The organism is Sebaldella termitidis ATCC 33386 (assembly GCF_000024405.1).
Classification (GTDB): Bacteria; Fusobacteriota; Fusobacteriia; order Fusobacteriales; family Leptotrichiaceae; genus Sebaldella; species Sebaldella termitidis.
In genome coordinates, this window is record NC_013517.1 from 35,007 (window position 1) to 56,352 (window position 21,346).

The following is a 21,346-nucleotide window of genomic DNA, read 5'->3' on the forward strand; positions in this document are numbered from 1 at the left end:
TTTCTATCCTATTATATTAACAGACTATAAGGGTCTTCTATTAATTTCTTTACATACTGCATAAACTCTGCTCCAAGTGCTCCGTCTATTACTCTGTGATCAAATGTTGCACTAAGGTAAATTACTTTCTTTACTGATATTTTTCCTGCTTTTGCCACAGGCTTTTCTTCTATTGTTCCTACTCCTATTATACAGCTGTTTGGCTGGTTTATTATCGGATTAAAGTAATGAACTCCATACATTCCAAGATTGCTTAATGTTATTGTACTTCCGCTCTGTTCTGCTGCTCCCAGTTTTCCTTCTCTTGCTTTTTTGATCAGATCTTTTCCTTCTGTAAGTATATTTCTTATTCCTTTATCTTCTGTATTCTTTACTACAGGCACCATTAATACCCCGTTCCCTGATACTGCAAAGCCTACATTTATCTCTTTATGACAAAGGATTCCTTTATCTGTTAATGATACATTTATATCCGGGTATTTTCTTACTCCTCTGCTTACTGCCAGAATAAGAAGATCATTTATTGTCAGCTTTTCTCCTGTTTCATCCATCAGCGGTGCGGCTATTTTATCTTTCAGTTTTAGTAATTTATTTACTCCTACTTCTATATTAAGTGTAAATGTCGGTGCTGAGAACTGACTTTCTGTCATTCTGTCCCCTATTACTTTTCTTATTCCTGAATATGGTTTCAGCTCTGCTTCTTTTGATATTATTTCCGGAGCTGCATTAAGAACAAGATCTCTTTTGAATATCTTTCCTTTTGCTCCTGTTCCGCTTATACCGTCCAGGTCTATTCCTTCCTGTCCTGCTATTTTTCTTGCAAGAGGAGTAGCCTTTACTGTACTTCCTGCTGCGAAGCTTTCCACATCTGCAAGCTGGACTCTTCCTTTCGGTCCTGAGCCTGGTATATCCCCGAGGTTCAGATTATTATCTCTTGCTTTCTTTCTTGCTGCTGGTGTTGCCCTGTTTAGTTTATCTGACTGCATAAGAGATTTATTAAAGAAGACAGAGTTTTCTTCTGTTTCCTTTTTGTCAGGTTTCTTTTCATCCTTGATTACTTCCGCTGTTTTGGCTTTTTCTTCTCTTTCACTTACGGTTTCACCTTTCTCACCTATATATCCTATTACTGTAAATACCGGCAGCACTTCATCTTCAAATCTTACTTTTTTTATCAGAAAACCTGAGCTTTCAGCCTCTACTTCCATATTAACCTTATCTGTTAATATTTCTACTATAGGCTCCCCTTCTTTTATTTCATCTCCTTCACTTTTCAGCCATTTTACTATTGTTCCTTCTTCCATTGACATTCCTGCCTTTGGCATTATTATCTCTACTGACATGTTTCCTCCTTCTTAGAAAGTTCTAAAAGCGGTTTTCTTTTATTTTCTGTTCATTGCCTTATATATTGCTTCTGTTATATCTTCCTTACTTGGTACTACATAGGCTTCCAGCTTAGGGTTATATGGTATAGGTGTATTTTTTCCCGAAAGTCTTATTATCTCTGAATCAAGATAATCAAATGCTTCGCTTTCCACTACTTCTGATACTATTTCCCCTGCATAGCTTCCTCTTTTTACCGCTTCATTAACTACTATAAGTCTTCCTGTTTTGATTACAGAATTCTTTATTGTTTCTATATCAAGAGGTACAAGTGTTCTCGGATCAATTACTTCTACATCTATTCCGTCTTTTGCTGCTTCTTCTGCTGCTTCAAGAACTCTCGGAAGCATTCTTCCATATGTAACTACAGTAACATCTTTACCGGTTCTTTTTATATCAGCAACACCTAAAGGGATAGTATATTCTTCCTCAGGTACTTCGCCTTTTGTTCTGTACAGAAGCTTCTGTTCCACGAAGATAACAGGATTATTATCTCTGATAGAACTTTTTAGAAGACCTTTTACATCATAAGGTGTAGAAGGTGCAACAACTTTCAGTCCCGGAATATGACAGAACCATGCTTCCAGACTTTGTGAATGCTGGGCGGCAGCTCCTGTACCTGATCCTGCAGGACATCTTAATACAAAGGGAACCTGTGCTTTACCGCCGAACATATATCTCATTTTAGCTGCCTGGTTAACAATGGCATCCATAGCAATAGTAGAAAAGTCCATAAACATAAGTTCTGCTATTGGTCTCATACCTGTAACTGCCGATCCAGCAGCAGCACCGGCAATAACTGCTTCAGATATCGGAGTATCTCTTACTCTCTCTTCACCGAATTCATCTATCATTCCTACAGATACACCAAAGGCTCCGCCGTATATACCTACATCTTCCCCTAACAGATATACATTTTCATCCCTTCTCATTTCTTCCGACATAGCTTCTCTGATTGCTTCTGCATATGTTATTTCTCTCATTTTTTTCCTCCTAGTGTTTTGTCTAACTTAATTTCAAAAAACATAGACCTCTTAATGTCAAAACACTTGTGCCCCAAGCTGACTCTCATATTTTAAAATACAGATAAGGCAGGGTGCTTGTGTTCTTGCTTACTTTTTATGCTTAATCAGCATATACATCAGTCAATGCTGTTTCCAATTCAGGATCAGGTGAATTATTAGCAAATTCCACTGCCTTTTCTATATCTGCCTTAGCCTGTTCCTCTATTGCAGTTAATTCCGCTTCTTTAAATATTTTTTCGCTTACAAGATACTTTTTCATTCTTTCTATAGGGTCCTTTGATTTCCAGTCCTCTATTTCTTCCTTTGTTCTGTATACATTGGCATCACTCTTTGAGTGACCGAGCCATCTGTAAGTTTTGCTTTCCACAAGTACAGGTCCGTTTCCTTCCCTTACATACTTAAATATTTCAAGCATTTTATCATAAAGTCCCACAGCATCATTTCCGTCAACTATATGTCCGGGAATACCGTAGCTTGATGCTCTGTCTGCGATATTCGTAATATTCATGTGTCTTTCCATTGACATAGACATACCGTAAAGATTGTTTTCGCAATAAAAGATAACAGGAAGCTTCCATATCGATGCCAGATTAAGAGCCTCATGAAAACTGCCTTCATTAGCAGCACCATCCCCAAAAAAGCAAAGTACAATTTTTCCTGTTTTTTTCATTTGCTGTGTTAATGCAGCACCTACCGAGAGACCATGTCCTCCACCCACTACACCGTTAGCTCCGAGATTTCCAGAATCAATATCGGCAATGTGCATAGAACCGCCTTTACCTTTACAGTAACCCGTAGCCTTACCAAGAAGCTCGGCCATCATTTTATTAAGGTCTACTCCTTTACCTATTACCTGACTGTGTCCTCTGTGTGTAGAAGTAATTAAGTCGCCGTCTTCAAGTGCCATGCAGGGAGCTACTCCCGAGGCTTCCTCACCCATAGAAAGGTGTGTAGTTCCGTGAACCATTCCTCTTGAAAAGAACCATGATACTTTTTGTTCAAAGGCTCTTGCCTCATTCATTCTTTTGTACATTTCTCTATAGATATCTTTTTTTTCTGACATTTTTTTATCTCCTTTTCTATCGATTTTCTTTCACTCTTCTGCTTCTATGGTTATATTTCAGCTGGTTAGGACAGATAAGTCTTTCCAGTTCCATAATATTCAGATATAAATTCTCGCTGTTCTCGTAAGACTTGGTATCCAGCCAGTATCTTCCCTTGAGCAGACTGTACTTATTTATTCGCAGATAAAGTCTTTTATTTGCAAGTTCTTTTGTCATCATATATTTCAAATCCTTTATTTCATAAACATCTTCCTTGTGATATCCCCTTAGAACGAGTTTATGACTGTCCAGCTCTATTTCCAGGGGCTTTACTCCTGCGATATAAATATTAAACAGTTCGTAGCATGAAGCCAGAATAATAAAGGTATATATATTTATATTGAAATTAAAAATATTTTTTATAACTGCATAAATCAGCAGAAAAACTATAAATATTGAGGTAAGTGTAACAGTAATAAAATATTTTTTCTTATTATATTTATATGTCATTTTTCCTCCAGACAATTTTTATAGGTGGCTCAGGATTTCATCACAGGTTTTATCCATTCCCATTTTTGTGATAAAGGCTGTTCCCATTATGATAGGAATATCTGTTTTGATATCACTGGGTCCGATTACTACCAAGACATCGGGATTTTCTTCCTCCAGCTTCATTTCATATATGTTTACTCCTTTTACCTCACACTCTACATTTTTATTTGCACAATAGTTCTTAATTGTTTCTACTGCAAATTTCATTTTGTTTACTGAAGTTCCTGTTGCTACAAGTATTTTTTTCATGAATTCCTCCTTAGATTATAATTGTGATAAATTACTAAACGAGACAAAAGTATTTCAGCGGGTGTTTTTTAACAGAAAGGTACTGATCTGCCAAAATACTGTTTTTTTATTACTGATATGTTCGGCCGCCATCCATTAGTATGATCTGACCGTGAATATATGTAGATTTCTCACTCGCGAGAAAACAAGCAAGATTGCCGATATCTTCAGGATATCCGATTCTTCTTATAGGAATCTGTTCGATTAATTCCTGTTTTGATTTTTCATCAGGATAAAGCTGGTCCAGAATGTGAGATGCAATAACTCTCGGCGCAATGGCATTTACATTTATTCCTGCTTTTCCGTATTCCTTTGCCAAGGCTCTCATAAGACCGTGCTGTCCTGATTTTGATGCTGTATAGTGTACACCGCCGCCTCCGCCTGTAAAAGCTGATCCTGAACTGATAAAGATAATACTTTTCCGGTCGTTTTCCTTTTTATCCAGCATAGAATCAATAAAAGCTTTTATAGTATAGAAAGAGCCTGACAGATTAATATCGATTACTTTTTTCCATTCTTCGTCAGAAACTTCTTTGAATGAATGCTTAAAGCTTATACCTGCATTTACAACCAAAACATCGGTATTTCCAAGTTCGCTGCTTATTTTTTTCTGTGCTTCTGCGAGAGATTCAGGGTTGGTAACGTCACTGTTTATATACAGACCTTTTACATTATGACTTTTTATTTCATTGAGAGTTTTTTCTCCTTCTGTATCATTGAGGTCTAAAATAGCTACATTAGCTCCTTCCTTTGCCATGCAGAGAGCGATTCCCTTTCCTATTCCGTTGGCACCGCCTGTTATTACACAGACTTTATCTTTTAATAACATTTGTCCTCCTACAATATACTTTTTCTATCTATAAAAAATGTTTGTTTTCAAATTTAATTTTTTTATCTGCAATCAGAGATAAATATATACTTTAATTTACTCTTCCCTTTATAAAATCTGCATTACCTCTTTTACAAAGAGAAGAAAAGAAAGGATTGCTGAAAAGGAAATATTAGTTACTCTGACTGCAGGATATTGATTTTAGGTCTTGACCCGTAAAATCTGGCAAAACCTAAATCTCTTTTTTTCTTTTATACGACTTTGGATAAAAGATTTTATTAAAACAGGAAACCGGAGTTCCTCTGAATTGATACCGGAAGATTTCCGGCTCCTGTTTTCAGCCCTGCAATATATTCAGTTTTGTTACTTATTCAGGATTTCTATGATCTTATCAAGATCTTTGTCAACACCTATTCCTGTCAGGAATGAAACTGCTACAATAACAGGAATATCTTTTTTGCTTGTGTAAGCAGTAGTAGTAACTATCAAATCTACATTATCAGTTTTGTAAGGTAGCTCAGCAACTTTACACTGCTGAATATCTACATCTACACCTCTTTCCTTTAATAAAGTACTCATCTTATTAACGACAACCGTTGAAGTGGCAATTCCTGTTCCGCATGCCACCATAATTTTCTTTTTGCCCATATTTCTTCCTCCTTAAAAATATTATTCTGTTTCATTTTCATATTGTTTCTTTATGTCATTTCTCGTCCAGTACCACATTCCTGCGTAAGCAACGAGAGCAACAATACCTGCTATAAACATAGGGGTATTTTTATAATCAATGAGCTTCAAAATAATCCACAGAGTAATGTGACAGCTCATATCAATACCTGAAATCATAGTAGCTCCTGCCGGGAACTCAAATCCTACCGCATGTCCCATTTGAGTAGTAAGCGGTCCAAGGTTCGTAGCCATGAAAAATACCATACACAAAGTAATTATAGAGTTTATAAGTCCTCTGAAGATATCTCCCCTTGAAGCTGCCACTGCCCAGATAACAGTAAAAGGTAATACTGCAAGATCCGCAAATGGAAGCATTCTGTTATATGGAAGTATTACTGAGAGAAATATAGTAATAGGAACCATAAGCAATGCAACAGTCATATTAGACGGATTACCAATTACCACTGCGGCATCCAGTCCGATATATACATCTTTTCCGGGAAATCTTTTAGAAATAAAATCCTTGGCACCTTCTGATATTGGTGTAAGACCTTCCATAAGAAGTGCAACCATTTTTGGCATCAGTACCATTACTGCACCCATCTGGATTCCCAGAGACAGAATGTCTGTAACAGTATATCTTCCCAGGATTCCTAAAAGTACTCCTAAAATAATTCCCAAAATTAACGGCTCTCCAAATATTCCTATTTTTTCTTTCAGCTTTTCTCCGTCAAGATTTATTTTGTTTATTCCGGGTATTTTATCCTCTACTTTATTTAGAGCATACATAATAGGTGCGAAATTGACTGTTTCCCCGTGCGGGAGTGATATACCCGGCAGTCCGAAGTGATGTTCTACCGCGGGAGCTGTCCAGTCTGCGAGTTTAAATATAATAGTAGCATTTATCAAGGTAAGAACAATTGCTAAAATTAAACTGTTAGTGGCATAATAAACCATTGCACCCGGAAATATCAAGTGCCAGTAGTTCCATAAGTCGACGTCCATAGTTTTAGTAATATTAAAATATAAAAGTATCATGTTAAGTATAAAAATAATTGGTATTAACAGTGCTGCAATTGGTGTAGCAAATGTTATTGCAGCTCCGATAGGCCATCCTACATCGATAATGTCAAAATTAAGTCCCAGTGATGTAACCAGTGCCTCAGCGGCTTTACCAAGTGATGATGTTAAAAGACCTATTACAAGGTTTACACCTACGAATCCAACACCGACAGTAACTCCGGCTCTAAAAGATTTTGCCAGTCCCTGTCCCAGAATTAATCCGAAAATAGTAAGAATGATAGGAAGCATAGTGGAAGGACCAAGTCCTAGAATAAAATCAACCAAACTTTGAATAATTCCCATATTTCTCTCCTTTTACAATTTATTTTTGGCCATAAACGTTTTTAAACAATTCATTGGCTCTTTTTATCTCTTCTTCGGGAAGCTCTTCCGGCTTACCTATTGTTCTGGTTAGATAGTAGACTTTTGCTGAATCTTCAAGCATAACTGCCGCAGTCAGTGCATGTGATACATTTTCACCATATGTGAAAACACCGTGGCTTTCCAGTAAAACTGCCTTTTGATCTCCTATTTTTTCAATGATGTGTTCCCCGAGCTCGTCAGAACCTACAGGAGCATACTTTGAAAGAGGAACTTTTCCTCCTACTTCATTTGCCATAGTAGTGGAAATAACAGGAATGTCTTCTTTTAATACTGCAAAACAGCTTGCAAATGTAGAGTGTGTATGTATAATTCCGTTAATATCTTTTTTAGCTCTGTATATCTGCAGGTGTGTTTTTAAGTCTGAGCTGGGTTTTCTTTTTCCTTCTATAATGTTTCCGTCAAGATCTGTTACTGTGATATCATCAGGAGTAAGAGTATCATACTCCATTCCGCTCGGAGTCATAACAATATATCCTGTTTCCAAATCCCGGCCGCTTACATTTCCGCCGGTAAGAGTTATTAATTTATACTCTTTTAGTTTTTTTCCTGCATCAATTACTTCCAGTTTCAATTTTTCCAGCATATCTCCTCCTCACTTTTTATTCTTCTGTATTCTCTGCAGATGCGTCCTTACGGTTTTCTTTTATAATTCTCTGTCTGTTATAAACAGCCATTCCTATTGCTATAACAGCAAGTATTGACACACCGATAAAAGGAATGCTCATTAATCTTGTAAACAGCCAGCTTAAAGGATTTGCCCCGTCACAGATACTTGAAATCATAGTTGCACCCGGAGGCATTGTGAAGTTAGCGTCTATAGCCATCTGTGTATGAAGCGGAGCCAGATTTGTAGCTATAAGAAGTCCGACAGCCATATTTATAAATCCTATTATAAATGTTCTGAATACGTTTCCTTTAGTGATAGGTATAAGCATAACCAGAGAAAATGGTATAACAGCCAGATCGGCAAAAGGAAGAACTCTGTTTCCAGGCAGTATAGCTGCAAGTATAATTGTAATAGGTACTAATACAAGAGATACTGAAAGTGTAGTAGGGTGTCCGATTCCAACTGCAGAATCAAGTCCGATATATATTTTTCCTCTGTTTTTGAATCTTTTGCTTACGAATTCCTGTGCGGAATCAGATATAGGTATTAATCCCTCCATAAGCATCGCAGCCATTTTAGGTATAAGTACAAGTACACCTCCAAGTGTGATACCTAATACAAGGATGCCTTTCAGGTTATATCCTGCGGCAATTCCGATTACAATTCCTATAACTGTACCGATAATAAGCGGTTCACCAAATACTCCGAATCTTTTTTGAAGAGTTTCAGTATCAATTTCTATTTTGTTTATTCCAGGAATAAGATCCAAAATTTTATTTACTACCAATGCTCCCGGAACAAAGGCTCCTGAAAATCCGTGAGGCAGTGAAATACCCGGAAGACCGATATATTTTTCTATTCCCGGTGCAGTAAGATCGGCTATTACCATTATGATTATCATATTTAGAACAGCAGCTATAATTCCGTACATAATACTTCCTGTAGCTCCTGTAACAAGTGCACCTGTAAATGCAAAGTGCCAAAAATCCCAAATATCTATATCCAGAGTTTGTGTAGTGTTAGTAAGGAGCATAACGATATTTACTACAAGTCCGATAGGAATAATAAGGGCTCCTACTCTTGAAGCAAATGCAATCGCAGCTGCAGCGGGCCATCCTACATCTATAACAGTAAGATTAAGACCAAGTCTGGTAACCATTTCCTGCGCTGCAGGACCAAGGCTTCCGCCCAATAAACCAATAACTAAATTCAAACCAATAAATCCTACACCGACAGTTAATCCGGCTCTTAAAGCTTTTCCAAATTTTGCTCCCAGAATGAGACCGAATATTGTGATAATAATCGGCATCATTACCTGAGGACCAAGATCAACGATATAGTTCAAAATTCCCATTTTGTAAACCTCCTAATTTTATATTTTGAAAAGATATATAAAGTGTTATTGATATAAAAGCAATACTAATGTTTACATATATTTTCAGTATTTTACCCGGTAAAAGTTCCGGTAAAAAATGAAATACCAATGTTTTAAGGATAAAAATGCAGTATTCTGTTTTGCTGCATATCCCGTTTTTCCCGGCAGAATGCTGAAAAGTTCACTCTGTTCCGCAAGGGATAAATAGTATATTATGCTAGCTTTCTAGGTGTTTTTTTACTATTTTTATAAGATTGTCTTTATCAGAAGCAAGCATTTTATAAAATTCTTCTTTGTCTCCAAAAAAACTTATTAATTTAGTAAGAACATCAATTTTGTCCTCTTTTTCACCGAAAGCAATTACACAGACTACCTCTACAGGAGTATCTTTGCTGTGATCTTCGGCACATTTGAAATCAACCTTCTTTTTTAGCGTGGCTATGGACAGAGTAGATTTTACAACATGTTCTACCTCGGTATGCGGCATGGCAATACTGTATTCACCAAAATCCAGTCCTGTGGGGTAAGCAGCTTCTCTTTCCAGAAGGCCGTCATAAAAGCTGGATTTTACATAGCCGTTTTTTTCAAGGTTATCTGATAAAAATCTTAATACTTCATTAGAGTTTTCGCATTCAAGATTTGAAAAAATTAAGTTATCATCAATTATCATAGTTTTATATCTTCCTTTCTATGTATTTTTTTATAGTTTTATGTATTTCCGCCTGATTATTTTTTCTTTCTAGCTCTGAAAAGAATTCGTCATTTTCTGCAAGTGTTACCAAATCATTTAATGTCTCTGATATTTCTTCTTTTGAAAGACATGATAATCCAAATATATACATTAACTTTTTATTATCCGGAAAAGTGACAGGATAATTTAATTTCAGGAAAGAAACTCCGGTTTTAAATACATCATTGTTATTTTCTGCGTGAAGCAGCATAAGTCTTTGGTTAAGCACCATAAAGGTACCGCATTCGTCTACCAGATTTTTCATACTTTGTATATAGCTTTCCTCTATACAGCCGTCCTCCAGCAGGATATTTCCTATAATCTTTACTACATTCCGCCAGTTTGTTTCTTTTTCCTTAATGACAATATTTTCTTTATTCAGATAATCCAAAAGATTTTTATTTCTCCTTTCTATAATTTTTTCTTTTCTATTGTCATATATTTGGCCGCTGAATTTTTGTGTGAGAATATCTCCTATTTTTTCAAGGTCGTCATTCTCGAATTCTTTTTCTATAACCTCCAGTATTTCTGTTACTCCGATTGTTCGTTTTTTTCTTTTAAACCCTTTATTTTCAAGAAGAATTTTATCTTTTTCAGAGAGAATCACGTTTACCTGAATTACTTCTTTTTCCACTTTTACAGTTTCAGGTATTTTTACAGTACTGATTATAAAATCAATATTTTTTAGATTGTAATCTTTTAGTCTGTAATATGGAATAAGATCGACAACATTTATATCAAAGGTATCCAAAAGCTCCTGAGCCAGAAGGCTTGAGCTCGCATAACCGCTTCCGCAGACAAAGAGAACATTACTGAATTCATTCACTTTTTCCTTTATTCTGTCAATGGCAAGCTTGAAGTGAACTGTAAACAGAGCGACTTCATCATCTTTTATTTTATGTCCTATGTATTTTTCCACATCAATAAGGGCATTTTTTACCGTAAAAAAAAGTTCCTGACAGTTTTCAAGTATTTCTTCAAAGCCTATATTGGGAAGGTAAATATCATTTTTTATACGGTAGATAGTAGGTTTTATGTGATTAAGAAGACCCTCGAACAGCAGTTTGTCTTTTGAAATGTCAACACTGCAGTTTTTGCTCACCTCACCGATAAGCTTTCTTACGAGAATTTCCACTTCAATCCAGTTTTCATAAAATGTATAACTGTAATTATAGGTATGACTCCCCAGAAAATACTCCGCCAGTTTCAGTATTTCTTCTTCGTTAAAATGAACATCATATTTTTTCTCTAAAATATCAATATTTTCTGTGAGTATTTTATATTCTTTTGTCCTTATTATATATGTGTTATAAAAATCGCTTTGTGTGATGATATTATTTTGGTTTATTCTTAGGATGGCTATGGAGAAATATATGATAAGCAATTCGAAGACTTCATTAGAGGTGTTTTCTACAAGTTTACTCTCGATATCTTTTAAATAATTTTTTAAAAAATTCTGGTCAATTTGTTTTATATAATTATTTAAAATGTCTTTTATCTGGTAATCTATAAATAAGTTCATCTTATTTGCAGTGTTCTCAAAATTAAATAGCTTATCCATGAATATTTTTATCATTTCTTTTCTTAGTGCTATTTCTGATGAATCTATGTAGAAACCTTTTATGTTGTTATACCTGAAACTGAGATCTTTGCTTTTTAGAAAGTCTTTTAATTTTTTTATGTCACTTTTTATTGTGAGCTCACTTACCTGGAATAATGAGGCCAGATTTATGATATTTAGTTTCCGGGATGTATTAAAGAGTATATAAATATAGATATATTCCACTCTTTCTATATCTAAATATTTATAATCCCTGGATTCAATTTTTTTTAAAAAATTACTTAAAGAAAATTTTTCATGCTGATATAGAATCCCCTTGGAGTTTTTATCTATAACAGGGAAATCATATTTTTTCAGATAATAGTTTAGATTTTCTATACTGTATCTTATAGTACGGAGACTCACTCCGAAGTCTTCGGCAAGATATTCCATGTCTATATTATCTGAATTGGTAAGTATATTCAAAATTTCGATTTCCCTCTTAGTAAGAGCCATATTGTCTCACCTCCTTCTTCTGTACTGCAGAGTGTTAAAATCCGACATCGTTAATTAATTAATGAACTGGACACGCTAACCTCTTCAATAGAAATGTACCACGAAAGTATAAATAGGCAAGGCTAATTATTTACCACAATTTATGAAAAATATTATACTTTATTTTAAAAAGTACGAATTATAGGCATTTTGAATGTTTTTCAAAAAGTTAATTTATTTTATTTTTTGCTCTTTTAATGGTTATTTTAGACCAGTGATAAGAATATTGCTTTTATTGACTTTAAAACTTTAAAATTTTTAATAAAAAAAGTTAGCAAAAATGATAAAACAAAAAAATTTTATTATGAAGATCAGTAAAACAGGGATAGAGAAATTAAAAGTCAAAAACTATACTGGCATAAAATTTTGCAAAATTCTTGACCAAAAGAAAAAATGTACTATAATAGAAATGAGCAAAAAAGAGTAATTTCGATCAAAATCAGGCAACAAAAGGAGGGATTTACAGAATGAAAGAAAAAAGAATAGACAGAATACTTCAGATGATAAAACTAAATAATGCAGTGGGTACAGGAGAACTTGCCAAGACATTAAATGTAGCGGAAAGTACAGTAAGGCGGGATCTTAACCAGCTTGAAAAAATAGGGCTGTTAAAAAAAGTCCATGGCGGAGCAGTAAAGCTTGAGAATCAGGTTATATTTGAAATGTCCTATTCAGAAAGAGAAGAGCTTAACTTAAAGCTGAAAGAACAGGTTGCCAAAAAAGCAGCAGGATACATAAATGACAATGATACAATTTTCATCGGACCGGGAACTACAACAGAGATGGTTCTAAAATATATAAAAACTAAAAATAATACAATTATCACCAATTCATTAAGTGCTTTTTCAAAATATTCCTCACTTCCGTATAAACTGATAATTGCTCCCGGTTATCTAAGAACAGAAACCAGTGCAGTAATAGGAACCTTTACAAATAATTTTCTAAAAAAAATAAATGTGGATATAGCCTTTTCAGGTGCAAACTGTATTAATGACAGCCAGCTTATGTCTTCAAATGAGGAAGAGGGGACAGCACAGGAAATAATACTTAATAATGCCAAAAAAAGATTCCTGCTTGTAGACAGCACAAAGTTTGAAACAAAATCATTTTTTACGTTCTATTCTGCGGAAAATCTTGATGCAATAATAACAGATAACGAAATAAACAGCAAAATAAAAAATAAGTATAAAAAATTTTGTAAAGTATTATAAATTAAAGGAGATGATGTTATGCTGATGGAAAATGAGAGAAAGCTCATTGTGGAATATGGAAAGCTCTTGGTAACAAAAGGACTTACTACTGGAACAGGAGGAAATATAAGTATTTTTGATAAGGAAAAAAAATATTTTGCAATAAGTCCGAGCGGAATAGATTATTTTGAAACAGAGCCTGAAGATGTGGTAATTATGGATTTGGACGGAAAAGTAGTGGAGGGGGAAAGAAAGCCTTCCAGTGAATGGATGATGCATTTGATTTTTTATAAAAAAAGAGATGATGTAGAAGCTGTGGTTCACACTCATTCGAGATTTTCTTCGACTATCTCATGCATGAGATGGGATATCCCTGCACTTCATTATTATGTGGCATTTGCAGGAAAAACAATTCCTTGTGCAAAATATGCATCATACGGTACACAGGAGCTTGCCGATAATGCTTTTGAGGGAATGGGAGAAGGAAAGGCGGCGCTTCTTGCCAATCATGGATTAATAACAATAGGACGCAGTGTAAAGGAAGCTTTTCTTGTGGCTGAAATGAGCGAGGAGATGGCGGAGTATTATTACAGAACAAAATCAATAGGAGAACCAGTTTTGCTGGATGAAGAAGAGATGGAAAGTATGCTTCTGAGATTCAAATCTTATGGACAATAAAGGAGGAAAATTATGAAAATAGCGTATTTTTACGGCCCCGAAGATGTAAGGATAGAAGAAACAGCTATACCGGAACCGGGTTATGGTGAAGTGGTAATAAAAAATAAAGTAGCATTAACATGCGGAACAGACCTGAAAACATATCTGAGAGGTCATCCGCTCTGGATTCCGCCGGCAGTTTTCGGACACGAAGCATCAGGAGTGGTATATAAGGTAGGAGAAGGAGTAGAAAAATTTAAGGTAGGAGACAGGGTAGTAGCACATAATTCTGCACCTTGTCATGAGTGTATTTACTGTAAGACACATCAGTATTCTATGTGCGAAAATAATCTTTTTAATTCAGGAGCTTTTGCAGAATATCAAAAAATTCCTGAAAGAATAGTAAGACAGAATATGTTCAAGCTCCCTGATACACTGGATTTTAAGAGTGCAGCTCTTACAGAGCCGTTTTCATGTGCGGTTTACGGTGTGGATGAATCAAATATAAAACAGGGGGACTATGTTGTAATAAACGGGGTAGGACCAATCGGGCTTATGTTTGTAAAGCTTGTGTATCTAAAAGGTGCACATATAATTGTTACAGATGCAAGCGATAAGAGACTGGAACTGGCAAAAAAATTGGGAGCAAAAGATATTATAAATATAAATGAAGTTTCTGATGTAGTAAAAGCTGTAAAGGACTGTACACCGCAGAGCAGAGGTGTAGATGTGGCAATAGAAGCAACAGGGCTTCCGAGAGTATGGGAAAATACTATTCTTATGGCAAGAAAAGGCGGTTTGGTAAATTTATTCGGAGGAACGAAAAAGGGAGAAACATTCACTATAGACTGCCAGCTTTTTCATTATTCACAGCTGACAATAAAGGGTGTTTTTCATACTACTCCCTATCATGTGGAAAGAGCCTTCAGACTCATTTGTGAAGGTGTAATAAGTGCAGATGACTTTGTAAATAATGAATATGATATAGATCATCTGGTAGATGCATTGGAGTCACACAGAACAGGAAATGTAATAAAAAATGCAATTATTTTCGAATAATGGAAATTAACAAAATAAAACTGTATTATGCAGAATAATCCTGTGTACTGTATCATTTTAACTAAAGATTGGCAGAATATTATACAGGTATAAAAATATTTATTATGTTTTTAGTAAATTTTTTAAAAACTTAGAAATTTTTTTAAATTATTCTGTTTTAATACAGTTTTTTTAATTCTGTCAAAGTATTGAAAAATAAGTGTTTTTTTGCAAAACAAATTTGAGTTTGCAGATGAAAAAAATATTTCAAATATTTATAATTAATTAAATAATTGTTTTAATAAAGACGATGTAAATTGATATAAAAAATAAAATTGACATAATGAGAATATTTTAGTAACATAAAGGTATATAAAATATAAATTTTTAATGGAGGAGATATGAAAAGATATTTATTAGCTATTATGTTAATTTTAGGATTAGTAATTTCTTGCGGCGGATCGAAAGACATTACATTACCTAATAAAAATGTGAAAATAGAGGGAGATGTTCTGACATTCAAAGGAAAGCCCTTTACAGGAAATATAAAGATGAATCTTGCAGATAAAATGGACGGATATGCAGGAGCGATGAGCTTCAAGGACGGACATCTTGACGGTTTAACAGATCTTAAAAATGATAAAGAAAACCAACAGGTAAAGTTTACAGTAGTAGACGGAAAATTTGACGGGGAACTTATCATGAAAGATGCTAAACAAAGAACTGACATTGTACTTGATATTAAAAACGGAGCTATTGTAAAATATTTGGCAGATGTTCAGGGAGCATACAAGTATGACCTTAGTTTTGTGGATAATCTTGCAAACGGAACAATGGAAGCTCAAGGACAGAAATTCGAATTTAAAGACGGTATAGCAAAAGGACCGCAAGGACAGGAATTAAAATTAACTCTGGATCCTGAATCAGGAGATCTGACAATGGAAGCGATGGTTAACGGAAAAGTTGCTGGAAAACAGACAATACCTAATGTTTTAACACCGCAGTATCTGGAAACATTTATATTCAGAGCAGTTACTATGACAAACAGATAATAAACAATCTGAAAATAGAATAACAGTATACAGACAATAACAGTCAGTATACTGTTTTTTTGTTAAAATAAGTTTGACAGAGCAAGAAAATACATGCTAGTATGATTATGTATATTATATAAAATTTGAATGGAGGAAATATGAAAAAATTTTTATTAGCAGTTATTTTTGTCTTTGGTTTTGCAGTTTCTTTTAGTATTGATATTACACTTCCGAATAAAGATGTAAAGATAGTAAAGGAAGTATTATTATACAAAGGAAGTCCGTTTACAGGTAATATTATAATGAATACGGAGGATCAGAAGGACGGATATATCGGCGGAATAAGTCTGAAAAACGGACATTTGGATGGTTTGAGCGAGCTTAAAAATGACAGACAGGGTCAGCATATGAGATTTACAGTAGTCGGAGGAAAATTTGACGGAGAGCTTATAATGAATGATCCCAGTCAGAATACCTATATTATGCTCGATATTAATAAAGGCGCTATTGTAAAATATCTTGCAGACATTCAGGGAGTATATAAGTATGACCTTAATTTCGTAAATAATCTTGCGAATGGTTCAATGGAAGCACAGGGTCAGATATTTACATTTAAAAATGGGATAGCAAAGGGTCCGCAGGGTCAGGAATTGAAGCTGACACTGAATCCGGCTACCGGAGACTTGGAAATGGAAGCGTTTGTTAACGGGAAAGCAGCCGGAAAACAGACAATACCTAATGTTTTGACACCACAGTATTTAGAATCGTTTTTATTTCAGTCAATTACAGATACAAACAATTAAATAAATAAAAAAATCCATATAAAAAACGGAAGGAGGACAATATGATAAAAAGAATGCCTACAAACTGCGGAGATAAGACTTGTCCGTCATGTGTAATAGCAGGAGATTTTATTTTTCTGGCTCATCATGCGGGGGGAAATAATGAAAAAGGCGTAGAGGAACAGATGAAATCGTGTCTGGAAAGTATGAAAAAAACTCTTGAATCTGCCGGTGCAAAAATGAATGACATGGTTCAGATAAATCTGCATCTGAGATTTATAGAGGACTTTGACAAAGCAAGAAAAGTATTTAATGAATATTTTGATGAGGAAAATTTTCCTGCAAGAATGACAACAACTACAGATTTCATGGATAAAGGCTGTCTGTGTATGTTAGATGGGACAGCTTACAAGCCGGGAGCCGGAAAATAAATGAAAAAATTAAATATAAAACAGGAGGTTAATGATAATGGCAAAACTTATAGTAAAAAGAGAGAAGAGCTTTCTTAGCTCTGCAAGAAAATTTAAAGTAATTCTGGATGGAGAGATTATAGGCTATGTTGGTAACGGAGAGGAAGCAGGATTTGATGCAGCGGAAGGGGAACATATAATCCAGGTCGGAATAAGCATGATAAACGGAATCAGTAGAAAATTAAAAATAAATATTACTCAGGATGAAGCATTGATGGTAGTAAAGCCAAATCCGGTTATGTGGGTAATTTTAATTCTTGCGGTGATCGTGGGAGCAAATCTCGGAATAGGTCTTTCAAGAGGATATTTTTCTCTTCCGCTTCTTATAGTTTTGATCATTTTGATGGGAGTAAGTACGGTTTTTGCAGTTGGTTTGAAGCAGGTAAAATGATAATAAAAGAAAAAAACAGAACACACTTCAAATTACAGCTGTTCTGTTTTTTTATTGTAAAAATTTTCTACTCTGAAGATTCTGAAAAAACAAGAATAAATCCGTCAGGGTCTTTTATGGCAAATTCATCGGCGCCATAAAAAGTCTTGTGCATTTCATGTGAAACATCCATATGAGAACAAATTTTATTATAGAATTCCTGAATATCAGAAATTTTTATATAAAAAGTAAGAGCTCCTCCTGAATTTTGTGAATTTAACTCAGGATATTCCTGCTTTATACTTTCTTCTTTTTGAAACATTACAAAAAAACCGTCTTTTTCTACCATTCCCCAATCAGGCTCCCCGCTCTCAGGTACAGTCTGTACAAGGGAAAAACCAAGAATATTACAGTAGAATTCAATACTTTTGTTTACGTTTTTTACCATTAAATTTGGTGAAAATGATGCTATTTTCATATATTTACCTCCCGAAAAAACTTATATATTACAAATCATATCATAATAAAAATAAAAATAATTGTAAAAAAGCGAACTATTTCCAGTTTTTTGGAGAAGAACCCGTATACCTTATAAAATCTTTTATCATATGGGAGGAATCATAATAACCGTTATTTACAGCAATTTCTGTAAGGCTTTTATCCGAGCTGAGGATTTCTTTTTTAGTTTTTATAAATCTTTCTATATTAATAAATTCTTTCATATTAATGCCAATCTCTTTTTTAAACTTTATTTCCAGATACCTTTGTGAAATACCTATAATTTTGTGTAATTCATTAACAGAAGGATTTTCGGAATTATAAATATTTTGAAGAGCAGAAGATACATCCAGATCAATATCATTACTGCGGGAATTTAGGTGTTCAATAAAAATTTTTTCAAAAAATCCAATAATATCCTTATATTCTGCCAGTAAAAAAATATTTCTGAATTTTTGATGACAGGAATCAGAAATAACTGAATTCAGATCAATAATATCATTCTTTATATTATGAAATCCAAAGTTCAAAAAACGGTTAAGACCAAGGGGCTTGAACCGTACACCAAAAAGTCTGCTGTCCTTTTCCATAGAATGACTCTTAAAGCTCGTCATCATGCCTGTAATTATAATGTCGTTATTATTGACTATACTTTTGGAATTACTTTTTGAGTGAAAGCAATTACCAAAATTAAAAATAATATCCATTGAGCAATCAGGAAGAACCTGAGATTCGCCGTATATGGAAGAGTTGTCCAAAAACCAGTAAGAATCAATTATATGTCCTAAATTTTTTCCTGGGAGAAATTCTTTATAATTCATATTTTTTCCTTCTTTTCAAATATTAACTAAAACTAAACAGAATATGGTACTAGACTGTCCATATGCTTGAACTTAATATAACAGGCAGCTTTTCGTACCAGCCTCTCTTTTCACCGGATTTTTCCAGAATAAGAAAAGGAACTATTGTATTCGAATAATCTTTGAAATAATCTTTCGGGGCGGCATTTATAAGACTTCCTGCCCAAATATAAGAGTCACTTGTTCCGGCTATGGATTCCGGAACATCAAGAATGTGGTTTCCTGTAGCTGCTTTGCTTTCCAGAGCTTTCAGCTTTTTATAAAAAGCTTTCTCCTCAGGAGTCTCTGTAATTCCGCCCATAATTTTCTGAAGTTTTTCATCCATAGATCTGTAATAATTTATATCCAGCCTTTTTGCATTATCAGCTGTATAAAAAAAAGCAGAGGGAATGGAAAAGCTGTCATTCAGATAACGTTCATTTGCAGTTACCATTACAGCAAGGGAAAGCTTTCCTCCAGTAATTCTTTCCTGATACTTTTTCTTTATATTTTTTCCGAAAATTTTCATCAAAATAAAGCCGAATACTGCAATTCCAAAAGAAATAAAGGCCGCTTTAAATAATGACTCTGAATTTTCTGTAGTTATTGCATTCCAGAGAAGAAAACAGCCGAAAAAGAAGCCAAAAATCATAAGCAGGATGGAAATAATCCCGACAGGGGTTTTATTAAATCCTGAATGATTTTTTAGTTCAGCTTTCCAGCTGTTGTTTTTATCCATATTTAGAATTTTTTTGTAATATTTTTCCATAAATAATTGGTTTTTCATTATTTCACCTTTCAAAATTAAAATAAACTGCTTCAAAATGAATATATAAAGCGGTAAAACTATGCATAAGCTACCACACTGATATATTAGAAAACTTTCATTTTGAAACAGTAAAAAATTATTTATTACATGCTGTCCAGCATTAATTTTGCATCTTTGTCCCCATTTGCAGAGGCTTGTTTTAAATATTTTACAGCTGTGTCTTTTTTCCCCTGATCATAATATAAGATTCCAAGGTGATAAAGTGCACCGTTATTTTTTCCCTTTTCCAGAGCAGTCAAAAGATATTTTTCTGTATTTTCCTTATCACCAAGCTGTCCGTAAATAATTCCCAGATCCAGAGCCGCACTGTAATAACCATTATCCACTGCGTTTTTCAAATATTTTACGGCCATATCTTTATTTCCCTGCTCATAATAGAGCAGTCCGAGATTGTTCATAGCTTTTAACGAAACATCGTTATTCCCCGGAGCGAGTTCTATGGCTTTCAAATAATTTTTCTCGGCTTCGGTTTTATTTTTCCCCATATCATATGAAAGTGCAAGATTATAGTACAGCTCAGGGTTTCTAGAATTTTGTGCAAGGTTTTCGAGATATTTCTGAGCCTGTTCATAATTTTCCTGAGACTGGTAAAGCATAGCAATATTATAGACCGCATTTTTCTCACCAAGTGAAAGAGCTTCATTATAATACTGCTCGGCAAGTTTGTAATTCTTCTGTCGTTCATAGATATTTCCAATAAGATTTGCTGTTTTTCCTGTTTTATTTTTGCTGTAAAGCTGCAGGAAGTATTTTTGTGCATCATTATATTTATTCTGTGACATATATAAAAGTCCAAGATTATACATAGCGTCAGTATCACCGGCTTTTTCCGCTGCCTGTTTATAATATTTTTCTGCATTTTGATAATTTCCTGAGATATCATTCAGAAGTCCTAGTTTATAAAGTATTTTCGGATCATAATTTCTGTTATAGGTTTTTTCATAATATTTTAGGGAATCATTTATTTTGTTTTGCTTTTCATATAAAATAGCCAGATTATACATGGCATTTATATTACTGTTATTAACATCGGCAGCTTTTTTATAATAATATTCTGCAGAATCAAAATTACCTGCATCATCATAAAGAAGCCCCAGATTATATGCAGCATCGATGTCACCTTTATCTGCTGCCATTTTGAAATATTTTATCGCATCATTTTTTTTGCTGCTGCTGTTATAAAGAACTGCCAGATTATACATAGCGTCTATATTATTGTCTTTAGTAACAGACTGAAGATAGTATCTTTCCGAGAGATCTTTTTTATTAAGCTTTGAATATACATATCCCAGCTTATAAGCAGCCTTTGAAAGACCGGCATCATAAGCCATTTTAAAATATTTCTCAGCCTCTGTATAATTATTTTTATCCTCATATAAAATTCCCAGATTATACATAGCATCAACATCACTTTTTAATTTCAGCGAAGCTTTGTAGTATTGTTCAGCCTGATCAAGCTGACCGTTCTTTTGATATTTTAGAGCAGTATTAAACAGCTCTTCTGCTGATTCTTCGGAAAAAGCAGCAGTAAAAAGTAAAGATAAAACTATAAGTATTCTTATAGTAAAAAAATTCCGATATATTTTATTTTTCATAGAAA

At 34.3% G+C, this 21,346-nt stretch carries 23 protein-coding genes; 7 read left to right on the forward strand and 16 right to left on the reverse strand.

Going from position 1 to position 21,346, the window contains the following annotated elements:
- Positions 1-11: 11 nt before the first annotated feature.
- The 12 genes from STERM_RS00135 to STERM_RS00190 form a co-directional block, all read right to left on the reverse strand.
- Positions 12-1,340, reverse strand: a complete 1,329-nt coding sequence (locus STERM_RS00135; protein ID WP_012859515.1) for a dihydrolipoamide acetyltransferase family protein — start codon at positions 1,338-1,340, stop codon at positions 12-14.
- Positions 1,341-1,379: 39 nt separating this feature from the next.
- Positions 1,380-2,363 (reverse strand): alpha-ketoacid dehydrogenase subunit beta, encoded by a 984-nt coding sequence (locus tag STERM_RS00140; protein ID WP_012859516.1) that lies wholly within the window; start codon positions 2,361-2,363, stop codon positions 1,380-1,382.
- 142 nt (positions 2,364-2,505) lie between these two features.
- Positions 2,506-3,468, reverse strand: coding sequence for a thiamine pyrophosphate-dependent dehydrogenase E1 component subunit alpha (locus tag STERM_RS00145; RefSeq protein ID WP_012859517.1), 963 nt, complete (start codon positions 3,466-3,468; stop codon positions 2,506-2,508).
- Between the two features lie 16 nt (positions 3,469-3,484).
- Positions 3,485-3,958: a hypothetical protein gene (locus STERM_RS00150; RefSeq protein ID WP_012859518.1), complete on the reverse strand. Its 474-nt coding sequence runs from the start codon at positions 3,956-3,958 to the stop codon at positions 3,485-3,487.
- A gap of 18 nt (positions 3,959-3,976) precedes the next feature.
- Positions 3,977-4,249: a PTS sugar transporter subunit IIB gene (locus STERM_RS00155; protein ID WP_012859519.1), complete on the reverse strand. Its 273-nt coding sequence runs from the start codon at positions 4,247-4,249 to the stop codon at positions 3,977-3,979.
- A 109-nt stretch (positions 4,250-4,358) separates the two neighbouring features.
- Entirely contained in the window at positions 4,359-5,117 is a 759-nt protein-coding gene (locus STERM_RS00160) for an SDR family NAD(P)-dependent oxidoreductase (RefSeq protein ID WP_012859520.1), read from the reverse strand.
- 363 nt (positions 5,118-5,480) lie between these two features.
- The gene (locus STERM_RS00165) at positions 5,481-5,765 is read right to left on the reverse strand and encodes a PTS sugar transporter subunit IIB (protein ID WP_012859521.1); all 285 of its coding nucleotides are present in this window, start codon (positions 5,763-5,765) and stop codon (positions 5,481-5,483) included.
- A 21-nt stretch (positions 5,766-5,786) separates the two neighbouring features.
- Positions 5,787-7,151 carry a PTS galactitol transporter subunit IIC gene (locus tag STERM_RS00170; RefSeq protein WP_012859522.1) on the reverse strand — a complete coding sequence of 455 codons (1,365 nt, stop codon included), beginning with the start codon at positions 7,149-7,151 and terminating at the stop codon, positions 5,787-5,789.
- 19 nt (positions 7,152-7,170) lie between these two features.
- Positions 7,171-7,815, reverse strand: a complete 645-nt coding sequence (locus STERM_RS00175; protein WP_012859523.1) for an L-ribulose-5-phosphate 4-epimerase — start codon at positions 7,813-7,815, stop codon at positions 7,171-7,173.
- A gap of 16 nt (positions 7,816-7,831) precedes the next feature.
- Complete coding sequence (locus tag STERM_RS00180; RefSeq protein WP_012859524.1) at positions 7,832-9,193, reverse strand: PTS galactitol transporter subunit IIC; 1,362 nt, start codon at positions 9,191-9,193, stop codon at positions 7,832-7,834.
- Between the two features lie 238 nt (positions 9,194-9,431).
- A complete protein-coding gene (locus STERM_RS00185) occupies positions 9,432-9,884 on the reverse strand; it encodes a PTS sugar transporter subunit IIA (RefSeq protein WP_012859525.1) in 453 nt (150 codons plus the stop codon).
- A gap of 4 nt (positions 9,885-9,888) precedes the next feature.
- Positions 9,889-12,000, reverse strand: a complete 2,112-nt coding sequence (locus tag STERM_RS00190; RefSeq protein WP_012859526.1) for a BglG family transcription antiterminator — start codon at positions 11,998-12,000, stop codon at positions 9,889-9,891.
- A 506-nt stretch (positions 12,001-12,506) separates the two neighbouring features.
- Between STERM_RS00190 and STERM_RS00195 the strand changes: the two genes are divergently transcribed.
- The 7 genes from STERM_RS00195 (at position 12,507) to STERM_RS00225 (ending at position 17,601) form a co-directional block, all read left to right on the forward strand.
- Positions 12,507-13,250: a DeoR/GlpR family DNA-binding transcription regulator gene (locus STERM_RS00195; protein WP_012859527.1), complete on the forward strand. Its 744-nt coding sequence runs from the start codon at positions 12,507-12,509 to the stop codon at positions 13,248-13,250.
- A gap of 18 nt (positions 13,251-13,268) precedes the next feature.
- Positions 13,269-13,907, forward strand: a complete 639-nt coding sequence (locus tag STERM_RS00200; protein ID WP_012859528.1) for an L-fuculose-phosphate aldolase — start codon at positions 13,269-13,271, stop codon at positions 13,905-13,907.
- 12 nt (positions 13,908-13,919) lie between these two features.
- On the forward strand, positions 13,920-14,945 hold the full coding sequence (locus tag STERM_RS00205; RefSeq protein ID WP_012859529.1) for a zinc-dependent alcohol dehydrogenase: 1,026 nt from the start codon (positions 13,920-13,922) through the stop codon (positions 14,943-14,945).
- Between the two features lie 380 nt (positions 14,946-15,325).
- On the forward strand, positions 15,326-15,976 hold the full coding sequence (locus STERM_RS00210; protein ID WP_012859530.1) for a hypothetical protein: 651 nt from the start codon (positions 15,326-15,328) through the stop codon (positions 15,974-15,976).
- 140 nt (positions 15,977-16,116) lie between these two features.
- Positions 16,117-16,761: a hypothetical protein gene (locus tag STERM_RS00215; protein ID WP_012859531.1), complete on the forward strand. Its 645-nt coding sequence runs from the start codon at positions 16,117-16,119 to the stop codon at positions 16,759-16,761.
- Between the two features lie 41 nt (positions 16,762-16,802).
- A complete protein-coding gene (locus tag STERM_RS00220; protein WP_012859532.1) occupies positions 16,803-17,171 on the forward strand; it encodes a RidA family protein in 369 nt (122 codons plus the stop codon).
- A gap of 37 nt (positions 17,172-17,208) precedes the next feature.
- On the forward strand, positions 17,209-17,601 hold the full coding sequence (locus STERM_RS00225) for a hypothetical protein (protein ID WP_012859533.1): 393 nt from the start codon (positions 17,209-17,211) through the stop codon (positions 17,599-17,601).
- 67 nt (positions 17,602-17,668) lie between these two features.
- On the opposite strand, the gene STERM_RS00230 is transcribed toward STERM_RS00225, so the two are convergent.
- The 4 genes from STERM_RS00230 to STERM_RS20935 form a co-directional block, all read right to left on the reverse strand.
- On the reverse strand, positions 17,669-18,058 hold the full coding sequence (locus STERM_RS00230; protein ID WP_012859534.1) for a VOC family protein: 390 nt from the start codon (positions 18,056-18,058) through the stop codon (positions 17,669-17,671).
- Positions 18,059-18,134: 76 nt separating this feature from the next.
- Positions 18,135-18,899 (reverse strand): helix-turn-helix transcriptional regulator, encoded by a 765-nt coding sequence (locus tag STERM_RS00235; protein ID WP_012859535.1) that lies wholly within the window; start codon positions 18,897-18,899, stop codon positions 18,135-18,137.
- A 49-nt stretch (positions 18,900-18,948) separates the two neighbouring features.
- Positions 18,949-19,704: a hypothetical protein gene (locus tag STERM_RS00240; protein ID WP_012859536.1), complete on the reverse strand. Its 756-nt coding sequence runs from the start codon at positions 19,702-19,704 to the stop codon at positions 18,949-18,951.
- 125 nt (positions 19,705-19,829) lie between these two features.
- Positions 19,830-21,341, reverse strand: coding sequence for a tetratricopeptide repeat protein (locus STERM_RS20935; protein ID WP_012859537.1), 1,512 nt, complete (start codon positions 21,339-21,341; stop codon positions 19,830-19,832).
- Positions 21,342-21,346: the final 5 nt, after the last annotated feature.